Genomic DNA, 19,104 nt, shown 5'->3' on the forward strand with positions numbered 1-19,104 from the left:
GCAGCAATGGAACTGATTATGCAGATCATGTCCTATCCGTTTATGGTCCGGGCATTTATAGTAGGAATATTAGTGTCTCTGTGTGCAGCATTGTTAGGAGTAAGCCTTGTATTAAAGCAGTATTCAATGATCGGAGACGGTTTATCACATGTGTCCTACGGGGCACTGTCGATCGCTCTGGCGTGCGGGATCGCACCGCTGAAGCTTTCGATTCCGGTCGTGATCGTTTCTGCGTTTTTCTTGCTCCGGATGACAGAGAACAATAAAATGAAAAGTGATGCCGCCATTGCAGCGTTGTCTGCATCGGCACTTGCGATCGGCGTGTCGGTGACGGCATTGACCACCGGAATGACAACGGATGTCTGCAGTTATATGTTTGGCAGTGTTCTGGCGATGACAAAGGAGGATGTGGTTCTCAGTGTGATCTTGTCCATTCTGGTGCTGATCCTGTTTGTATTTTCTTATCATAATATCTTTGCGGTAACCTTTGATGAGAATTTTTCCAAGGCGACAGGTGTGCGGGTTGGATTATATAATACCCTGCTTTCGATCCTGACAGCGGTAACGATCGTTCTTGGCATGCAGATGATGGGAGCAATGCTGATCTCCAGTCTGATCATTTTTCCGGCACTGACCTCAATGCGTCTGTTTAAGAGCTTTCGTGCCGTGATCATCAGCTCCGGCATATTATCGGTGGTATGCTTCAGTATCGGAATGATCCTGTCATATTGTGTATCAACACCGGCAGGAGCAAGTGTTGTTCTGGTCAATCTGGCATTTTTCCTTCTGTTTGCATTGATACAGAAGCTGCGTGAAAGTTTTGGGATGGCGTAAAGTCCCATGTTTTCAAGACTTTTTAAAGTTTTTGAAAAAAATATCAAAAAAAATGAAAAAAACACTTGCAAAACAGGAAAAATTGTTTTATACTAAGCAAGGCTTGTGAGACAGAAACTCATGAGCAGAGCATAGTGGGCTATCGCCAAACGGTAAGGCACTGGACTCTGACTCCAGCATTTCTAGGTTCGAATCCTAGTAGCCCAGTTAAAGTCGTAAAATTGAATGATTCGGTTTTACGACTTTTTCATTATATGAGAAAGTGCTTGTAACGCAGCAGAAAGCCGGTGAGAATTGCAAGTTAATTTCAGAAAGGTAAAATGCTTGTTTGGCCTTTTTTATATCATGATATTCTGACAAACAGATCCGGTCAGAAGGAGCAGCCGGGCGGTTTGCCGACACGAAAGACTGCATCAGTACAATGGATGCGGGGAAGGAGAGGGTGGTCTTCCGTACATATTAAAGGAATGGAGAGAAAAATGAAGAAAAGCTTAAAAAAAGTATTATCCATGGTACTGACTCTGGCGATGGCAGCCGGTGTAGTAAGTGGAGCAGGTAATGTAAACAGCGCAAAGGCAGAAACCGTTGCTATGGTTACACCGGCAGTTGTAACAGATTTCGCATCTTTACCAACACCGGCACAGGCAACCGTTACATTACAGGGAAAGAACGCACAGACACAGATACCGAACGTGATCGTTCCGATCCGCGTAGAGAAGCGTGGTGTTATAGAGATCGGAGCAACTGTTACAACAGGAGCCGCTGCTTCTATCGAGATGGGATTTTTCTCTGATCAGAACTGTACAAAGTCAGCTGGAAGCAGCACAACGATCGCATCCGGAAGCACACAGGTTATAGATAAGACATTTACAGTAGAGACAGCGGCAACCTATTATGTAAGATTTAAGTGGTCTTCCACAGTTCCTGCCGGTGCAGCAACGATCAAAATGCTGGCATATGCATATTCCGGTACGGAGATGACCCTGACAAGTACATTCCAGCCGGTATTTAACGGTGATGGTGTTAATACACTGTACCATAAGCTTAATGTGAAGAAAACCGGTTTTGTTGCTATCTGTGGTAATGAATACCGTGAGAGCGGAACATCTTTGGTGGCATCAAGTCTGTCCTTTAAGATCTGCAATGCGAAAAAGAAAGCACTTCACAACGGATATCTTTCTTCTCTGAATAACTACACAGAGAAATATGCATTGAAAAAGGGAACTTATTATGTTGCCGTAACCAGCAGTCAGAGATATCAGTTAAAGGCTGAGAGCCGAGCATGGAAAGATCAGGGTGGTAAGAGCAAGAAGAAGGCGAAGACCATCAAGAGAGGTAAGTCAGCAAACGGTACTGTACTTCTGACAGAGGGAACGAAGAAGGCAGACTGGTATAAGATTAAACTGCCAAAGAAGTCTAAAATGAAGATTAAGATCGCTACAGCATGTACGGGTACAGCATCTGTCATGAAGGTTCAGATCATTCCTGCCAACCGTCACTACACACTGATCAACAGCAGTTCACTGGTAGCAGATAAGGGCAAGACACTTGCTTCCCGCAATAAGCTGAAAGCAGGAACCTATTATATCAAGGTGACAAAGCTCACGAAGTCTACAAGTGGTGTTTACCGCATCAAGTTCATGAAGTAGACGCAAAAGAAATAAAACAGAAATAAAACAGAAATGAAACCCGCCCGTTCCGGCAAGTGCCGGTCGGGCGGGTTTTGCTCTTGTTATGCTTATTTGTAAAACAGGTTTAGTATTCACAGTTTCCGGTTGTTCTTGGAAAGGGAATAACATCGCGGATATTGGAAATGCCGGTCAGATACATGATGCAGCGCTCAAAGCCAAGACCGAAGCCTGCATGCCGGGTAGTGCCGTATTTGCGCAGATCCAGATAAAAATCATAATTCTCCGGATTCATACCGGTCTCCTTCATGCGCTCTAACAGAAGCTCCATATTCTCCTCACGCTGGCTTCCGCCAATGATCTCACCGATGCCCGGAACAAGGCAGTCCATAGCGGCGACGGTTTTGCCGTCTTCATTCAGCTTCATATAGAATGCTTTGATCTCCTTCGGATAATCTGTTACGAAAACAGGACGTTTAAAAATCGCTTCGGTCAGATAACGTTCATGTTCTGTCTGCAGATCGCAGCCCCATTTGACCGGATAAGAGAAGTGTTCCCGGTGCTGCTCAAGCAAGCGGATCGCCTCCGTGTAAGTGACATGCGCAAATTCTGAGTGTAATACATGCTCCAGCCGGGCAAGAAGTCCCTTGTCGATATACTGATTCAGAAACTGCATCTCCTCCGGCGCATTTTCAAGGACATACCGGATGATATATTTTAACATATCCTCAGCGAGCGTCATATCATCGGAGAGGTCGGCAAATGCCATCTCCGGCTCGATCATCCAGAATTCTGCGGCATGGCGGGCGGTGTTGGAATTTTCGGCGCGGAAGGTCGGACCGAAGGTATAGATGTTACGAAATGCCATTGCGTAGGTTTCACCGTTTAGCTGACCGCTGACGGTAAGATTGGTTTCTTTTCCGAAAAAGTCTTTTGAATAATCCGGAAGTCCATCGTCGGTCAGAGGAACATCCTTCATATCAAGTGTTGTCACATGGAACATTTCACCGGCCCCTTCGCAGTCGTTCGCTGTGATCAGCGGGGTATGAACATATACAAAATCATGTTCCTGAAAGAAACGGTGGATTGCATAGGCTGCCAGAGAGCGGATGCGGAAGACAGCCTGAAAGGTGTTGGTGCGTGGACGCAGATGTGGGATTGTCCGCAGGTATTCCAGTGTGTGCCGTTTCTTCTGAAGTGGATAATCCGGCGAGGAAGCTCCTTCAATCCGGATGGATCCGGCGTGAAGTTCAAACGGCTGCTTGGCATCCGGTGTAGCGATAAATTGTCCGGTAATGATCAGTGCGGCACCAACATTGAGATGGCGGATCTGCTCCAGGTTGTCCAGAGATGAATCATAGACGATCTGGAGAGGCTCAAAAAACGTACCGTCATTGATGACAATAAATCCGAAATTTTTGGAATTGCGGATGCTTCGCACCCACCCGCATATGGTAATACTTTTATTATAATATTTTTTTGAATTTTCGAATAATTCCTTGATATGAATCGTGTGCATGATGTCCTCCTTTACTGATAGAACGATTAAACTTAACTTTCTAAATTATAGTATGCTCATTTTCACGGATAAGTCAAGAAAACATAATACCATTCACCTAATAGTATTATTGACTTTTAAACATGAACATTATACAATAGAAATATGTTTTTTAATTTTGGAGGAGATTATGAAAACAATTTTAATCAGTGGAGAACCCTGTGTGATCGAAGGATTTCTTCACGAAGCAGGAAATGTGGAGGAACTGGAGGTCTTAAGAACCTTCCAGGAAGAAAATGAAGCACTGGATATGGTCAGCAGGCAGGAGGTTGATCTCGCTGTGATCGATCTGGAAATGCAAAAGGTAAATGGTGCAGATATAGGCTGGGAATTAAAAAAACGAAACCCGGACATACAACTTATTTATCTGACCAGACAACAGAGAAGCCTGATGGATCTGATCACACTTCATCCGGTAGCGGTTCTGGAAATGCCGTTTCAGGAGGGGGAGATCGAATACGTTGTCGAATCGGCTTATTTGCTGTCAAAACGAAAAAGAAAGCGGATCTATGCCAGAACTTTTGGTCATTTTGATGTATTTGTAGACGGACGTCCGATTATGTTTAAAAGTGCCAAGGCAAAGGAGTTTCTGGCGTTTCTGATCGACCGGAGAGGAGGTACCGTTTCGACCGATCAGATGATCAACGTGCTCTGGGAGGACAGGCCTAATGATGAGTCAACACAGAATCTGTGCTGTAAGCTTGTCAAAACTTTGCAGAGGGAGCTGCGTGCAGCGGGTGCGGAGGAGATGCTTGTGGTAGCACGGGGAAGCAGAAGCATCAATGTCGAAACATTTCAGTGTGATATGTACGAGATGCTGGATGGCAATCAGAAGATCAGATCGCAATATATGGGTGAGTATTTGGTTGACTACAGCTGGTCGGAAGGTCAGACGGCATTCTTAGACCGTTTTTTACATGAATAGCTATATTTTGCGGTGAATTCCATTTTGGCTCCTTTTTATTGACAAATAATTTCACTTTTTGTTCCATACTATGGCAAAGGAAGGTTGTAAAATGACGTTGTCAAAGAAACTTGAAAAAAGTAAAAAAGGAGAAAAAATATGGAAAAGAAAGGATTAAAAGTGGTACTTGCCGATAATAATGTACAAGACAGGGAAACTAGGACGAAGGCAATCGAAGAAGCGGGAATGCAAGTGGTCTTTTCGACAGGAGACGGAAAGAAAGCACTTGATGCCATTTACCGCGAGCAGCCGGACATTGTTGTAATGGACATGATTCTTCCGGGGCTTGATGGCATTGGAATACTGGAAGAGATTGAGAAGGTGGACATGCTTCACAGACCGGTAACGATGATCGTAACAGCACTGAAAGCGTCACAAATGGTTTCAAGAGCACTGCAGAGAGGGGCAGGCTATTATATGATGAAACCAATCTCCAACAAGGTATTTGGAGAACGTTTGCAGCAAATTGCAGAGGAAATGAAGGAAAACAGCACAAAACAAGATAATTTGACAAAATCGGAACAGGAATATGCCGTAACGGAATATGCGGCAGCCGAGGAAAGCATGACAATCAGAAACAGAGAAGCCGGAAGGAGAGATAATGTGGTGGCAATTGAAACAAATCCATCCTGTCCGGAGAGAAAACAGGGATTTCCCCATAGCAGCAGATATTCCGGAGATCTGGAAAAGGATGTGACGAATGTATTGCTGGAAATTGGGATTCCCGCACATATCAAAGGATATCAGTACATACGGCAGGGAATCATCATGTCGTTTAATGATAGAAGTATGCTCCAGTATATTACGAAGTATCTGTATCCGGCAATTGCAAAGAAGAATAAAACGACTTCCAGCAGTGTCGAGAGAACGATACGCCATGCAATCGAGGTTGCATGGCGCAGAGGAAGTATGGATGTGCTGGAGGATATTTTCGGAAATACGGTCTGCGCCGGAAAGGGTAAGCCGACTAATTCCGAGTTTCTGGCATTGCTGACGGACCGGTTCCGTCTGGAATACCGCGAAAAGATTGTTTCTTAAGCAGCGCAGCTACAATCAGGACAATTAAATATTTTTGATTGAAATTTACGGGCGGGATGTCATTGATCGCAGGATCAAAATGACATCCCGCTTGACGTAACAGTGAAAATTAGGGTATACTTGAAAAGTTGTATGTTATATATAAGGAATACAATATGTAAACTCTGTATACATGTATACAATATAGTCGAGAAAGGGGGCCTGTATATGGATAGCAAATCAATGATGGAATTAACAAAGGAGCTTGATGCGGAATTTGACAATCTGGTGAACAATTGTATGACATCGGGCGCCATTGATTTAAATTTATATCAGGAATATGATGTGAAAAGGGGACTTCGTGATAGTGCCGGAAAGGGTGTACTGACGGGATTGACAGAGATCTCGGATGTCGTTGGTTTTCAGGTAGTCAACGGAGTGAAGGAGCCTGCCGATGGTAATTTATATTATCAGGGCTATGATGTGAAGCAGTTAGTAGGCTCTGATCCGCAGAAGCGATTTGCGTTTGAGGAGGCAACCTATCTGCTGCTGTTTGGACGTCTTCCGAATGAGACGGAGTTTAAGGTGTTCCAGCAGATCATAGCAAGTCTGCAGGAGCTTTCCGGTCCGTTTGTCCGTGACGTTATAATGAAGGCACCGAGTGAGAATCTCATGAACGGTCTGATGAAGAGTGTCCTGACACTGTATTCCTACGACAGCTGCCCGGATGATATTTCCGTTGCCAACGTACTTCGTCAGTCTCTGCAGCTGATCGCAAAGCTTCCGTTGATTGCGGTGTACAGTTATCATGCATACCGTCACTTTACATTTGCGGAAAGTCTGGTCATTAAGCAGCCGAAGAATGAGTATTCTACAGCAGAGAATATTTTATATATGCTTCGTCCAAACGGAAAGTTTACACCGTTGGAGGCGAGAGTGTTGGATGCAGCACTTGTGCTTCATGCAGAGCACGGTGGTGGTAACAACTCAACGTTTACGAATCATGTAGTTACTTCCTCCGGCACCGATACATATTCAGCAGTGGCAGCGTCCATTGCTTCCCTGAAGGGACCTCGTCATGGTGGAGCGAACCTCAAGGTTCAGCAGATGTTCGATGATCTTCGCGCAAATTGCGGCGATACGACAGATGATGAGCAGGTAAGAGCATATCTTTCCAAGGTATTAAACCGTGAGGCATTCGATAAGAGTGGTCTGATCTATGGTATGGGGCATGCCGTTTATACGATTTCCGATCCGAGAGAGGTTGTTTTGAAGTCGCTTGCCGGTATGCTTGCTGAGGAGAAGGGACTTTCTGAGGAATTTGCATTGTATGACAGAGTAGAGCATATTTCAGCAGATCTTCTGCAGAAGAACAGGCATGTGTTAAAGCCGGTTTGTGCAAATGTCGATTTCTACAGTGGATTTGTTTATACCATGCTTGGAATCCCGAGAGAGATGTTTACGCCGCTGTTTGCAATCTCACGTATTGCGGGATGGAGCGCACATCGTCTGGAGGAGTTGGTCAACAAAGGAAAGATTATTCGTCCGGCGTACAAATATGTAGGACATCACAGAAGATACAAGGAAAGAAGCAAGAGAAAATAGTGATGTCCGTGATCCCGTTCAGACGGAATAGTGCTTGAGACAGAGTTTTTCCAGCAGTGATATCAACAGATACAGCCCTGTTGATATCAGGCACAGGATCACAATGGAAAGCAGTACATAATCCAGCTTAAATACCTGGCTGCCATAAATGATCAGATAACCAAGACCGGCTTTGGCAGCAACAAACTCTCCGATGATAACTCCGACCAGAGTCAGCCCGATGTCAACCTTCATGGCACTGATGATGGCCGGGACATTACCGGGGAGTATTAATTTGCACAAAATATCCTTCTTTTGTCCGCCAAGCGTCCGGATCATCTTGATCTTGCCCGGATCCATTTCCTGAAATGTATTATAGAGCGTGATCGTTGTGCTGAACACGGCGACACTGACGGCGGCAACGATGATTGTTTTCATGTTATTGCCGAGCCATACGATAAATACCGGGGCGAGTGCTGTCTTTGGAAGACTGTTTAACACAACAAGATAAGGCTCCAATACCCTGGCAACGGTTTCGTTCCACCACAGCAGCACGGCGAGAAGGATTCCGATCACAATAACAAGGAAAAAACTGAAAAAGGTTTCCCCGAGAGTCACACCGACATGATAGAAAATGGTGTGGCTCTCTGCCATTTCAAGAAAGCAAAAAAGGATGCGGGAAGGACTGCTGAAAATAAACGAATCAATCCATTCCAGCTTTGTGGAAATTTCCCAGAGAGCAATGAAAAGAACAAAAATGAGCAGGCGCAGACCGAGAATGATTCTCTTTTGCCGGGCTGCCTGACGGATAAATGCAAGCTGACGATCACTCATCATGATTCAACTCCTTCCAAACCAGATTGAAATAGTCTTTAAATTCGGGAGAACTGCGGGAAAGAAATGGTGTCCGTTCTCCGGGACAGCTCAGTTTTACGGAAATCTCTTTTTTGACGGTGGCAGGGCGGGCGGAGAGGATGATAATACGGTCTGCCATGCTGATCGCTTCCGAGATATCGTGGGTGATCAGAAGTGCGGTCTTTTTTTCATGTTTTAAAATATCCCACACATCATCGGAAACGGACAATCTTGTCTGATAATCCAGAGCTGAGAAGGGTTCGTCTAAAAGGAGCAGATCCGGCTCCGTCATCAGCGTGCGGATCAGGGCTGCCCGCTGGCGCATGCCGCCGGAAAGCTGGTTGGGCTTGGCGTTGCGGAAACCGTCAAGTTGATAATTGGTGAGCATGGTGTCTATTTTTTTGGACAGATCCAAGGATGACTGACGGGCGATTTCAGGACCGAGTGCAATATTTTTGTAGGTTGTACGCCATTCTAACAGATGATCCTTCTGGAGCATGTAGCCGGTTTTTTTGTGATCACCCAGCACAATTTCGCCGCTGTCCGGTTCCAGAAGATGGCAGATCAGGGAAAGCAGCGTTGATTTGCCACAGCCGCTTGGACCGACGATCGCAACAAATTCGCCCTGCTCAATGGAAAAATTGACATGATCCAGTACAAGCGTTTCTCCCTGCAGTGTGTGATAGGCATAGGAGAGATTGTTTACTTCCAACAGGTGTTTCATATCCGCCCTCACAGAGACATTTATTTACGATAATATATTCAATAAAAAAAATAATGTGAAATCCGTGATAATGCATATTTTTAATTCCGGGTGAAATAATAGTACAGAACAATGAAAAGGAAAGGTATGGTATTGATATGAGAAAAAAGATATTGTTACTGGGAACTGTAATGACCTTGACTGCATTCTGCCTGGCAGGATGTGGCGCCAACAATTCCGTGACCGATCAGGCAACAGCATCTCCGGCGGCAGAGGATGATATGGATCGTACCAATGAACCGGCGGTTTCTCCGAATGGCGATGACAACAGTGCTGTGGATGATCTGGGAGACGGAGTGGAGGATGCTGTAGATGATGCCGGAAACGCTGTGAATGACGTGATCGATGGTGCCGAGGATGCTGTGGATGATGTCGGTGATGCGTTGGACGGCGATGACAGCACGAACAATACGGACAACAATCAGAAAAACAATAAAAATACGAAAAATAATCAGAAAAAGAACACGAACAAAAATACAACAAAAAACAGATAAAGGGATCCGGGGATCAAGGGCAGGGGACGGAAATTTTTATGCTTCCGTTCCCTCCTCGTTTACATATAAACGGCATGTCTGATTCTGGTAAACGGTATCCTTGACACAGGTAAAACCGAGCTTCCCGGCAAGCCGGACCGATGCTTTATTATCCGGCGCGATCACAGCAGTGATACGGTCAAATTCCAGCTCTTCGCGGGCATATTCCAGAATTTTCCGACAGGCTTCCGCAGCGTATCCGCATGACCGGTAACGTCTGTCCAGAAAATAGGACAGCATGATCTCACTTTCTTCATCGATGCTCTGACATTCCAGACCCGCCTGACCAATCAGGGTGCCTGAGTCCTTCTTGAAAATACCCCATAATCCGAAGCCGTAAAAGCCGTAGACCATCTGGATGTATGACACAAAACGGGCATATTCCACATCGCGGTTGGTGGTGATGTGGGACAGATATGGATGAATCTCCTTCTGATGGCAGATGGTAAAATAGTCATCGAAATCCGCAGCAGTCAGCTCGCGTATGATGAGTCGTTTTGTTTCCAGTGAAAGCATAATAAATGAAGTCCTCCCGATTGTTGAATTTTGTAAGATACGTTCTTTAGAGTATATCATATTTTTTGTGAAAGGGGATAGGATTTGGCGTCATTTTTTGGTATAATTGATTTATTATTTTCAGGAGGTTGACAAAATACTATGGCACAGATAAAACCTTTTCAGGCAGTAAGACCAACGGAGGAGTTTGCAGACAGAGTTGCGGCACTTCCTTATGATGTATATAACCGCGAGGAGGCAACGAAGGAAGTACAGAGGGAGCCCCTTTCTTTTCTGAAGATCGACCGGGCAGAGACACAGTTTCCGGCGGACGTGGATACCTATGATGACCGGGTATATGATAAGGCAGCCAAGCTGCTTGATGAGATGGAGAAGGACGGCGTATATATTTCGGATAACGAGCAGGCATATTATATCTACCGGCTGACGATGAACGGCAGAGCACAGACCGGAATTGTAGCCTGTGCAGGCGTTGATGATTATCTTAACAATGTGATCAAGAAGCATGAGAATACCAGAGAGGAGAAGGAACAGGATCGTATTCGTCATGTTGACACGCTGAGTGCGCAGACAGGACCGATCTTTCTGGCATACCGTTCCAGAAGTGAGATCAATGAGGTGGTAAGCCGGGTGATGGAGACACAGAAGCCGCTGTATGATTTTACGGCAGTGGACGGAATCTCTCATACAGTGTGGAAGATTGCGGATCATAAGCAGGTTGCACAGATTCAGGATACCTTTGCATCCATTAACGAGATCTATATTGCAGACGGACACCACAGAGCCGCTTCTGCAGTGAAGGTGGGACTCAAACGCAGAGAGGAGCATCCGGGATACAATGGAACAGAGGAGTTCAATTATTTCCTGTCTGTACTTTTCCCGGACGACCAGCTGATGATCATGGATTATAACCGTGTGGTAAGCAGTCTGAACGGTTTATCCACAGAAGCATTTCTCGAGGAGACCGGTAAGATATTCAAGGTGACGAAGCTTGGAGAGACTGCAAAGCATCCGGTGCATAAGGGACAGTTTACGATGTATCTGGATGGACAGTGGTATAGTCTGGATGCATCTGAGGAGATGCTTAAGGAGACCGATGCGGTGAAGTCACTGGATGTGTCTCTTTTGCAGAATTATCTGTTAGAGCCGGTGCTTGGTATTCATGATCCGCGAACGGATGCAAGGATCGATTTTGTCGGTGGTATCCGTGGACTGGAGGAATTGGAGCGACGTGCGCAGAGCGATATGAAGGTGGCGTTTGCAATGTATCCGACGTCTATCGCTGAGTTGTTTGCTGTGGCGGATGCTGGACTTTTGATGCCGCCGAAATCGACCTGGTTTGAGCCAAAGCTTCGCAGTGGATTATTTATTCATAAGATTTAGGGGATAGTTATGGATCGTTTTTTTGAGAGTAAACCTGTAGTATACATGTCTAAATTTTTTGACATGGTTCTTTTGAATGTGATATTTGTGATCAGCTGTATTCCGATCGTTACGATCGGAGCGGCATGTACGGCACTTTATTATACCTGTGTAAAGGTGATACGGCGTGACCGCAGTAAGCTCTGGAAGGAGTATAAGCAGAGCTTTGTGGACAATTTTAAGACATCGGTCGGGATATGGATTCCACTTGTCCTGACGGAGACGGCACTTGCGGTTGTGACCTACCGGCTGCTTTCACAGGGACATACCAGTATGTCGGCAGCAATGATCGGAATTTGTATGGCATTCTTTCTGTTTATACTTGCGATCATGATTTATTCGTTTGCAGTTCTGTCCCGTTTTACGGTCAGTGCAAAGGAAGCGATCAGGAATGCAACCGTGATCTCAATCCATCATGGCGGAGAGACGATCTATATGCTGGTCATGACACTCGGACTTGCCACAATGTTTGTTGTGGGCTGGAAGTTCATGCCATTGATCCTGCTGATCATGCCATCGGTGTATACACTGCTGATCTCATATTTTATGGAAAAGGTTTTGATTCAATATACTCCAGAGGAGGAACAGAATGCTTCGGACGAGGACGAGGCAGCTTCTGAGGACATGCTTTATACCGAGGAACATAAGGAGAAGCCTTGGTATCTGGAGGGAGGAGATAAGGATGAATAAAAGGTTATACGATTTAATGGATTGGGAGGCAATCGAGGGGATTGTCTATTCGGAGGAGGATCACCCGGAGAATATTCTGGGACCGCATAAGATACGTGGCGGATTTCTGGTACAGACCTTTATACCGGGAGCACAAGAGGTTACGCTTCAACTCAGAAAGAGCGGTAAGACGATCGCAATGGAGCTGGCGGATGAGGCAGGCTTTTTCGCGGCGATCCTTCCGGAGAAGAAGCCGGTGTCATATTTTTATAATGTTGTGTACGATAATGGGGACAGTGAACAAAGAGAAGATCCATACCTTTATCCGGACCTTCTTGGCGCCAACGAATTAAAGCGTTTTGAAAGCGGGATCCATTATTCTGTTTATGATTATCTGGGTTCCCATACGATGGCAGTGTATGGCTGCGGAAGTCAGGCTGAGTCGGAGTGGGATGTGCGCACGGTGAAGAAGGACGGCGTGTTCGGTACTCATTTTGCAGTGTGGGCACCGAATGCCATGCGTGTCAGTGTTGTGGGGGATTTTAATCATTGGGACGGCAGAGTGCACCCGATGTGCCGCATCGGCGATTCCGGCGTATTTGCCCTGTTTATTCCGGGAGTGGATCAGGGAGCGGTCTACAAATACGAGATCAAGGTTAATTATAAGACCCTTTTACTAAAGACAGATCCGTACGGAACATATTGTGAAGAGCGTCCGGCGAATGCAAGTATTGTCTGCAATACGACGGGTTACAAATGGAAAGACAAGAAGTGGATGGATGCCCGTAAGAAGGACAGCTTTGAGAACGAGGCAGTATCTATTTACGAAGTTCATCTTGGTTCCTGGATGAAAAAGGAATGGGATGGAGAGGGTGAGCTGACCTGTGATAAGGAGTTTTATAATTATCGTGAGCTTGCACCGCTTTTAGCAGATTATGTCAAGAAAATGCACTATACACATGTGGAGCTTATGCCGGTGATGGAGCATCCGCTGGATGAATCCTGGGGATATCAGGTGACGGATTATTATGCGGTGACATCGCGCTATGGCAGTCCGGAGGACTTTATGTATTTCATCGATCATCTGCATCAGCAGGGAATCGGCGTGATCCTGGACTGGGTTCCGGCACATTTTCCGAAGGATGAGAATGGTCTGGCAAGATTTGACGGAACCTGTCTGTATGAGCATCTGGATCCAAGGCAGGGAGAGCATCCGCACTGGGGCACTCTGATCTACAATTACGGACGCCCGCAGGTGGCGAATTTTCTGATTGCAAATGCATTGTTCTGGGTGAAACGTTATCATGCAGATGGTATCCGCATGGATGCGGTTGCTTCGATGCTTTATCTGGACTATGGCAAGAAGGATGGCGAATGGGTTGCCAACATGTATGGCAGTAATGAAAATCTTGAGGCGATCGAGCTTCTAAAAAATCTCAGTGAGATCTTTAAAAAGGAATGTCCGGGAGCATGGCTGATCGCAGAAGAATCTACCGCATGGCCGCAGGTGACAACGAGAGCGTCCGAGGGCGGACTCGGCTTTGATATGAAGTGGAATATGGGCTGGATGAATGATTTCATTGCCTATATGCAGACAGATCCTTTGTTTCGTAAGGGACGCCATGGCATGCTGACCTTCAGTATGATCTATGCGTACAGCGAGAAGTTTATTCTGGTGCTGTCACACGATGAGGTGGTTCATTTGAAGGGGTCTATGCTTGCCAAGATGCCGGGAGATGAGGATCAGAAGTTTGCCAATCTCAGGGCAGCGTACGGCTTTATGATGATGCATCCCGGCAAAAAGTTATTATTTATGGGACAGGAGTTCGGACAGACCACGGAATGGAATGAAAAGCAGAGTCTTCCATGGGATGAGGCGGAGAAGCCGGAGCACAGAAAGCTTCAGAAGTTTGTTGCCGGGTTAAATGAATTTTATCAGGCACATCCGGCATTGTATGAGATGGATTATGACGAGGACGGCTTTGAGTGGCTCAGCAGCATGGATGCGGATCACAGCATCATCACGTTTATGCGGTACAGTGCGCAGAAAAAGGAACGGTTGTTAGTGGTATGCAATTTCACGCCGGTATTATATGAGAATTTCAAGGTAGGTGTGCCGGAAGCCGGCAAATATAAAGAGATCTTCAACAGCGATGCAGAGGTCTATGGGGGATCCGGACACGGCAATCCGAGACAGAAACGTGCCAAGAAGGTTGCATGGGATGGAAAGGATTATTCCATTTCCATTGAGGTGCCGCCGCTTGGTGTCTGTGTATTTCGTTATATTGAGTCGTAACCGGGTATCGGTGGCATAATGAGCTCCGGAGGAGACCGAGAGAAGTTTTAATGTGATTTTATGATGTTTAGAAATCATACATGGATATTTAGTGTGATAATTAGATAGAGAGAAGTGGGCTATAATGACAGGAACAAGGATATATTCCCAAATGATGCTTTTGGCGGCATCGGCAACGCCAAGACCAACAGAAAGTGCAGTGCCGGATGTGCAAGAGGTTGTGGATCAGATGAATTCCAATGCCTCGGCGGAGGATAAAACAAGCTTTCTTCTGGAATATCTGATGGCACAGAGAGAACCGTTGTTAAATTTCGGTAAGACATTACTGATCGCATTGATTGTATTTCTGATCGGTAAAAGGATCATCGCACTGCTGTTAAAGCTGTTGAACCGCTGGATGGAACGCAGTCATGTGGAGGTCAGTGTGCATAAGTTTATTATGTCGCTTGGCAGGGTGCTCCTATATATTTTACTGATCTTTTGCGTGGCAGGCATTCTTGGTGTCGGCACCAGCTCGATCATTGCAATCATCGGATCGGCAGGTCTGGCGGTTGGTCTTGCTCTGCAGGGAAGCTTATCGAATCTGGCAGGTGGCATTTTGATCCTTCTGATGAAGCCGTTCCTCGTTGGTGATTATATTGTCGCAGGTGGCGTGGAGGGAACTGTTCGCAATATTGATATTTTCTATACACGGATTGTTACAACAGACAATAAAGTGATCGTAATCCCGAATGGAACGTTGTCAAATGGAAATATTATCAATACTTCACAGGAGGAATACCGTCTTTTGATTCTGGATTTTATGGTGGGATATGATGCGCAGATCAGTAAGGTACGCGAGGTTGTGTTAAATCTCATGGAGAAGGATGAGGGTGTCTGCAAGGATCGTCCGCAGAGCGTGAACATTGATAAGCTCAATCCCGGACGTGTCAGGCTTCAGGCCAAGGCATGGGTAACGAATAAGGACTACTGGGACGTTCGCTACCGGATGCTGGAGGCGATCAAGGAAGAGCTTCCGAAGCAGGGGATTTCTCTGTTTTAGCAGGTGCTTTGTAAAAAGCAGGTAAAGATAGGGGCATTTCGGAAAATGTGCCTTGTCGAAATATGAGAGAACATGGTATACTTATATTTAGTGTAAGGGTATCAGATAGAAACTATAGATTGGTGTGATTGTATTGGTTAAGATATATCGTACGGATGACAGAAAGATCCACGAAGAGGAAGAACTGACCGAGGGTGTATGGGTACAGATGGTTAATCCTTCCGAAGGAGAGGGCGAAGAATATGCCAGAAAGCTGGATGTTGATATTACAGACCTGCTGGCAGCGTTGGATGAGGAAGAGAGCTCCCGTATTGAACTGGAGGATGGGTATACCCTGATTCTGGTGGATATCCCAACGACGGAGATCCGCATGGACAAGGAGGCATACACGACCATTCCTCTGGGCATCATTCTGACGAAGGATGCGATCATTACGGTGTGTACCGAGGATACACCTGTGCTTCAGTCCTTTGTGCTCGGCAGAGTTAAGGAGTTTAGTACCAAGAAGCGTCTGCGTTTTGTGTATCAGATCCTGTTTCGGATCGCAACGCTGTATCAGAGTGCACTGCGCATTATAGACAAGAAGCGGACTGAGATCGAGGAACGGATTGACGGTGATACCGAGGACATCGATCTGATCGATCTGCATGCACTTGAGTCAACGCTTGTATACTTTGCAACCTCGCTTCGTGCGAACGCAGTTGTGTTGGATCGTCTGACCAGATATAAGAGACTGGAGCAGTATCCGGAGGATAAGGAGCTGCTTGATGATATCATTGTCGAGAACCAGCAGGCGATCGAGATGACGGGAATCTATCGAGATATTATAAACGGAACAAGAGAGCTGTTATCTTCTGTGATCGATAACCGGCTGAATAACGTCATGAAGTATTTGACATCGATCACGTTAGTGATGGCAGTGCCAACCATTATCTCTGGTTTCTTCGGAATGAACGTAAGAGTTCCGCTGGCACTGACAACACATGCGTTTATGATTATATCACTTGCCACAACGTTGATCTGTGGAGTAATCTTTGTTGTTCTGAAAAAGAATCGAATATTATGATCGGGTGATCCGATGAATTGTTTCATTCACCTTGGCGTAGATCCGCTCCGGATCCTCGTCAAGGTGAAATTTTTCGTTTTCGTATAAAATTTTCCCTGCAACCATAGTTAATTTCACGTTTTGTTTGCTGCCGCTGTAGACGATATTCTTGGAAATTTCATTGACCGGTTGCATATTTGGCTGATGAAGGTCGAGCATGATCAGATCTGCCTGCTTGCCCGGGGCAAGACTGTCGCAGTCCGGCAGACACATTGCCTGCGCACCGTTAGAAGCCGCCATTCGTAAAACGACATCAGCGTCCATCGCAGAGGCGTCCTGATCCTGAACCTTCTGCAAAGCGGTCGTAAGAAACATTTCCCGGAACATATCCAGACAGTTATTACTTGCTGGTCCATCCGTTCCGATGGCAAGCCGGATTCCGTTGCGAAGCATGCGTGTCAGAGGCGCGATACCGCTGGCGAGCTTGAGGTTGGAGGAAGGATTGGTGATGACCCAGAGTCCCCCGGAAAGACAGATATCAAGATCTTCCTCAGTCATGTGTACGCAGTGAAATCCACCGCCGCCATGCTCAAACATACCAAGACGGTTCAGATACACGGTTGGTGTCGCACCATGACGTTTGATACAGTCAGCCACCTCGGAAGCTGTTTCGGAGCTGTGTGTATAAACCGGAGCACTGTATCTCTGACTCAAAGCAGCAATTTTCCGTAAAAGCTTCTCGTCGGTTGTGTATTCTGCATGAAAACCAAGCTGGAAGGAGATCAGCGGATCTGTGTCGTTGTAGCGTAAATACTGTTGCTCCAGCTCGGCAGGGCTGCTTACAAAATTGTTGACACTGCCGCACAGAACCGTGCGGAAGCCGGAATCAATCGAAGCCTGCACGATAGATTCTGTTTTCTGGTACATATCGAAATTGGCAGTGATACCGCTGGTTAAGTATTCCAGAATCGCAAGACGGGAGCTCCAATATACATCCTCAGCAGTCATTGCCGCTTCCAGAGGGAATACTTTATCATAAAGCCATTGCTGTAGCGGAAGATCATCTGCGTAGGAACGCAAGAAGGTCATGCCGGAGTGTGTGTGTGCGTTTTTGAAACCGGGCATGATCACATTGCCACAGGCGTCAATCTCCCGGTCCCACTGAGTCGATACCGGTGCATCGGCGGAGTTACCGACATAGGTGATCCGGTCATCGGCAATCTGCAGCTCGCCCTCTATGACAAGGGGCTTTGCAGTAACGTCTGATTCTGTCAGGGGAAGGATCAGGGCGTTGTAGATGCGGATCGTATGAGCTTCCGGTGTTGCAAATGTTTCCTGTGTCATATAAATCATCTCCTTTTATTCCGTTAAGTTCAGTTCTGCAGCGATATCCAGGATACATCCGGTCACAAGCTGTTCAAATACAGGAGCCCTGCGGTCGGCGACCTCCTGCACCTCCTTATGGTTTAACGGCTGGTCGGAAATGCCGCAGGCAAGATTCGATATGCAGGAGATACCGCAGATATGCATACCCATATGGTTGGCGGCGATCGCTTCACAGGCAGTACTCATACCGACGGCATCTGCCCCCAGAGCCTTGCACATCTGAACCTCTGCAGGGGATTCGTAATTTGGTCCGGTAAGCTGGATATAGACGCCCTCCTGTAGCGGAATGTCCAGTCTCGCTGCCGTGCGGCGGATTGTCAGGCGGAGCCGGTGGTCATAGATATCGCTCATATCCGGAAAACGAACGCCGAGTTCATCGATATTGGATCCGATGAGAGGGGATGGCACAAAGCTTGCGATCTGATCGCGGATCAGCATAAAATCACCGGCATGAAAATTCGCATTGATGCCACCGGAGGCATTGGTTAAGAATAGCACCTCAGCCCCCATCAGCTTCATCAGACGAATCGGGAGCACGACATCCTCCATCGCATAGCCCTCATAATAATGAACGCGTCCCTGCATGCATACGACAGGAACATCCGCCACATAACCGAAAATGAATCTGCCCTGATGACCGGGAACCGTAGAAACCGGAAAACCATCAATATCATGATAATCCAGTGTAGATACAACATGGATCCGGGAGGCATAGTTGCCAAGCCCCGAACCAAGAACAAGTGCAATCTTCGGAGTGAAATTGATTTTTGACCGGAAACACTCATAGCATTTGGTCAGTTTATCGTAAATTGGATTCATAAAATTACCTGCCTTTCTGTCCACAAAAATGTACTGATAAGTACGAAATATTATGTAATTATATTGTAGCTGTAAAACAGGAAAATGTAAACGGTTTCAGGGGGAGAAACTGGCTTATATTCGTTGACATAGCGGATTAGAAGATATATAATTTTTTTTATATTAAAGAGTTA

The 19,104-nt window shown here is 46.1% G+C and carries 17 protein-coding genes and 1 tRNA gene; 12 read left to right on the forward strand and 6 right to left on the reverse strand.

What is annotated here, in order from left to right; translation table 11 throughout:
- Positions 1 to 6 precede the first annotated feature (6 nt).
- From ACZLMD_RS00370 to ACZLMD_RS00380, 3 genes are all read left to right on the forward strand, one after another.
- Positions 7 to 834 carry a metal ABC transporter permease gene (locus ACZLMD_RS00370; protein WP_022305965.1) on the forward strand — a complete coding sequence of 276 codons (828 nt, stop codon included), beginning with the start codon at positions 7 to 9 and terminating at the stop codon, positions 832 to 834.
- 135 nt (positions 835 to 969) lie between these two features.
- Positions 970 to 1,041 (forward strand) — tRNA-Gln (locus ACZLMD_RS00375).
- Positions 1,042 to 1,313: 272 nt separating this feature from the next.
- Complete coding sequence (locus ACZLMD_RS00380) at positions 1,314 to 2,483, forward strand: hypothetical protein (RefSeq protein ID WP_455056620.1); 1,170 nt, start codon at positions 1,314 to 1,316, stop codon at positions 2,481 to 2,483.
- Between the two features lie 106 nt (positions 2,484 to 2,589).
- Here the strand turns inward: ACZLMD_RS00380 and asnS are convergent, their stop codons facing one another.
- Positions 2,590 to 3,981: an asparagine--tRNA ligase gene (gene asnS / locus ACZLMD_RS00385; RefSeq protein ID WP_484107323.1), complete on the reverse strand. Its 1,392-nt coding sequence runs from the start codon at positions 3,979 to 3,981 to the stop codon at positions 2,590 to 2,592.
- Positions 3,982 to 4,150: 169 nt separating this feature from the next.
- Between asnS and ACZLMD_RS00390 the strand changes: the two genes are divergently transcribed.
- The 3 genes from ACZLMD_RS00390 (at position 4,151) to ACZLMD_RS00400 (ending at position 7,606) form a co-directional block, all read left to right on the forward strand.
- Positions 4,151 to 4,945 (forward strand): response regulator, encoded by a 795-nt coding sequence (locus ACZLMD_RS00390; RefSeq protein ID WP_022305969.1) that lies wholly within the window; start codon positions 4,151 to 4,153, stop codon positions 4,943 to 4,945.
- A 138-nt stretch (positions 4,946 to 5,083) separates the two neighbouring features.
- Positions 5,084 to 6,022, forward strand: coding sequence for a sporulation initiation factor Spo0A C-terminal domain-containing protein (locus tag ACZLMD_RS00395; protein ID WP_022305970.1), 939 nt, complete (start codon positions 5,084 to 5,086; stop codon positions 6,020 to 6,022).
- Positions 6,023 to 6,229: 207 nt separating this feature from the next.
- Entirely contained in the window at positions 6,230 to 7,606 is a 1,377-nt protein-coding gene (locus ACZLMD_RS00400; RefSeq protein ID WP_022305971.1) for a citrate/2-methylcitrate synthase, read from the forward strand.
- A gap of 18 nt (positions 7,607 to 7,624) precedes the next feature.
- Here ACZLMD_RS00400 and ACZLMD_RS00405 read toward each other — a convergent pair whose 3' ends face one another.
- Both ACZLMD_RS00405 and ACZLMD_RS00410 read right to left on the reverse strand, forming a co-directional pair.
- Complete coding sequence (locus ACZLMD_RS00405; protein ID WP_330420532.1) at positions 7,625 to 8,422, reverse strand: ABC transporter permease; 798 nt, start codon at positions 8,420 to 8,422, stop codon at positions 7,625 to 7,627.
- The gene (locus ACZLMD_RS00410) at positions 8,412 to 9,164 is read right to left on the reverse strand and encodes an ATP-binding cassette domain-containing protein (RefSeq protein WP_178413754.1); all 753 of its coding nucleotides are present in this window, start codon (positions 9,162 to 9,164) and stop codon (positions 8,412 to 8,414) included. The genes ACZLMD_RS00405 and ACZLMD_RS00410 overlap by 11 nt, the downstream gene beginning before the upstream one ends.
- A gap of 137 nt (positions 9,165 to 9,301) precedes the next feature.
- Here ACZLMD_RS00410 and ACZLMD_RS00415 point away from each other — a divergent pair, with 137 nt between their 5' ends.
- Complete coding sequence (locus ACZLMD_RS00415; protein WP_178413753.1) at positions 9,302 to 9,697, forward strand: hypothetical protein; 396 nt, start codon at positions 9,302 to 9,304, stop codon at positions 9,695 to 9,697.
- A gap of 36 nt (positions 9,698 to 9,733) precedes the next feature.
- Here ACZLMD_RS00415 and ACZLMD_RS00420 read toward each other — a convergent pair whose 3' ends face one another.
- Positions 9,734 to 10,252, reverse strand: a complete 519-nt coding sequence (locus ACZLMD_RS00420) for a GNAT family N-acetyltransferase (protein ID WP_489494910.1) — start codon at positions 10,250 to 10,252, stop codon at positions 9,734 to 9,736.
- 141 nt (positions 10,253 to 10,393) lie between these two features.
- On the opposite strand from ACZLMD_RS00420, the gene ACZLMD_RS00425 reads away from it, so the two are divergent.
- The 5 genes from ACZLMD_RS00425 (at position 10,394) to ACZLMD_RS00445 (ending at position 16,747) form a co-directional block, all read left to right on the forward strand.
- Complete coding sequence (locus tag ACZLMD_RS00425) at positions 10,394 to 11,635, forward strand: DUF1015 domain-containing protein (RefSeq protein ID WP_455056396.1); 1,242 nt, start codon at positions 10,394 to 10,396, stop codon at positions 11,633 to 11,635.
- A gap of 9 nt (positions 11,636 to 11,644) precedes the next feature.
- Positions 11,645 to 12,364 carry a YesL family protein gene (locus ACZLMD_RS00430; protein ID WP_487601093.1) on the forward strand — a complete coding sequence of 240 codons (720 nt, stop codon included), beginning with the start codon at positions 11,645 to 11,647 and terminating at the stop codon, positions 12,362 to 12,364.
- A complete protein-coding gene (glgB, locus tag ACZLMD_RS00435; protein ID WP_489494911.1) occupies positions 12,357 to 14,639 on the forward strand; it encodes a 1,4-alpha-glucan branching protein GlgB in 2,283 nt (760 codons plus the stop codon). Before ACZLMD_RS00430 ends, glgB begins: the two co-directional genes overlap by 8 nt.
- A 124-nt stretch (positions 14,640 to 14,763) precedes the next feature.
- Positions 14,764 to 15,681: a mechanosensitive ion channel family protein gene (locus ACZLMD_RS00440; RefSeq protein ID WP_489494912.1), complete on the forward strand. Its 918-nt coding sequence runs from the start codon at positions 14,764 to 14,766 to the stop codon at positions 15,679 to 15,681.
- A gap of 133 nt (positions 15,682 to 15,814) precedes the next feature.
- On the forward strand, positions 15,815 to 16,747 hold the full coding sequence (locus tag ACZLMD_RS00445) for a magnesium transporter CorA family protein (RefSeq protein WP_484107327.1): 933 nt from the start codon (positions 15,815 to 15,817) through the stop codon (positions 16,745 to 16,747).
- On the opposite strand, the gene ACZLMD_RS00450 is transcribed toward ACZLMD_RS00445, so the two are convergent.
- Together ACZLMD_RS00450 and ACZLMD_RS00455 are read right to left on the reverse strand one after the other, a co-directional pair.
- Entirely contained in the window at positions 16,742 to 18,070 is a 1,329-nt protein-coding gene (locus ACZLMD_RS00450) for an amidohydrolase family protein (protein WP_022305981.1), read from the reverse strand. The two genes, ACZLMD_RS00445 and ACZLMD_RS00450, sit on opposite strands and share 6 nt — an antisense overlap.
- 15 nt (positions 18,071 to 18,085) lie before the next feature.
- Positions 18,086 to 18,931, reverse strand: a complete 846-nt coding sequence (locus tag ACZLMD_RS00455) for a purine-nucleoside phosphorylase (protein WP_022305982.1) — start codon at positions 18,929 to 18,931, stop codon at positions 18,086 to 18,088.
- Positions 18,932 to 19,104 lie beyond the last annotated feature (173 nt).

The organism is Jutongia sp. (assembly GCF_057878315.1).

Bases quoted from the DNA above. Each gene is read 5' to 3' on its own strand.
- glgB (WP_489494911.1), top strand. From the start codon at position 12,357: ATGAATAAAAGGTTATACGATTTAATGGATTGGGAGGCAATCGAGGGG.
- ACZLMD_RS00405 (WP_330420532.1), bottom strand. From the start codon at position 8,422: ATGATGAGTGATCGTCAGCTTGCATTTATCCGTCAGGCAGCCCGGCAA.
- ACZLMD_RS00455 (WP_022305982.1), bottom strand. From the start codon at position 18,931: ATGAATCCAATTTACGATAAACTGACCAAATGCTATGAGTGTTTCCGG.
- ACZLMD_RS00440 (WP_489494912.1), top strand. From the start codon at position 14,764: ATGACAGGAACAAGGATATATTCCCAAATGATGCTTTTGGCGGCATCG.
- ACZLMD_RS00390 (WP_022305969.1), top strand. From the start codon at position 4,151: ATGAAAACAATTTTAATCAGTGGAGAACCCTGTGTGATCGAAGGATTT.
- ACZLMD_RS00420 (WP_489494910.1), bottom strand. From the start codon at position 10,252: ATGCTTTCACTGGAAACAAAACGACTCATCATACGCGAGCTGACTGCT.
- ACZLMD_RS00380 (WP_455056620.1), top strand. From the start codon at position 1,314: ATGAAGAAAAGCTTAAAAAAAGTATTATCCATGGTACTGACTCTGGCG.
- ACZLMD_RS00400 (WP_022305971.1), top strand. From the start codon at position 6,230: ATGGATAGCAAATCAATGATGGAATTAACAAAGGAGCTTGATGCGGAA.
- ACZLMD_RS00415 (WP_178413753.1), top strand. From the start codon at position 9,302: ATGAGAAAAAAGATATTGTTACTGGGAACTGTAATGACCTTGACTGCA.
- ACZLMD_RS00395 (WP_022305970.1), top strand. From the start codon at position 5,084: ATGGAAAAGAAAGGATTAAAAGTGGTACTTGCCGATAATAATGTACAA.
- ACZLMD_RS00425 (WP_455056396.1), top strand. From the start codon at position 10,394: ATGGCACAGATAAAACCTTTTCAGGCAGTAAGACCAACGGAGGAGTTT.
- asnS (WP_484107323.1), bottom strand. From the start codon at position 3,981: ATGCACACGATTCATATCAAGGAATTATTCGAAAATTCAAAAAAATAT.
- ACZLMD_RS00430 (WP_487601093.1), top strand. From the start codon at position 11,645: ATGGATCGTTTTTTTGAGAGTAAACCTGTAGTATACATGTCTAAATTT.
- ACZLMD_RS00410 (WP_178413754.1), bottom strand. From the start codon at position 9,164: ATGAAACACCTGTTGGAAGTAAACAATCTCTCCTATGCCTATCACACA.
- ACZLMD_RS00450 (WP_022305981.1), bottom strand. From the start codon at position 18,070: ATGACACAGGAAACATTTGCAACACCGGAAGCTCATACGATCCGCATC.
- ACZLMD_RS00370 (WP_022305965.1), top strand. From the start codon at position 7: ATGGAACTGATTATGCAGATCATGTCCTATCCGTTTATGGTCCGGGCA.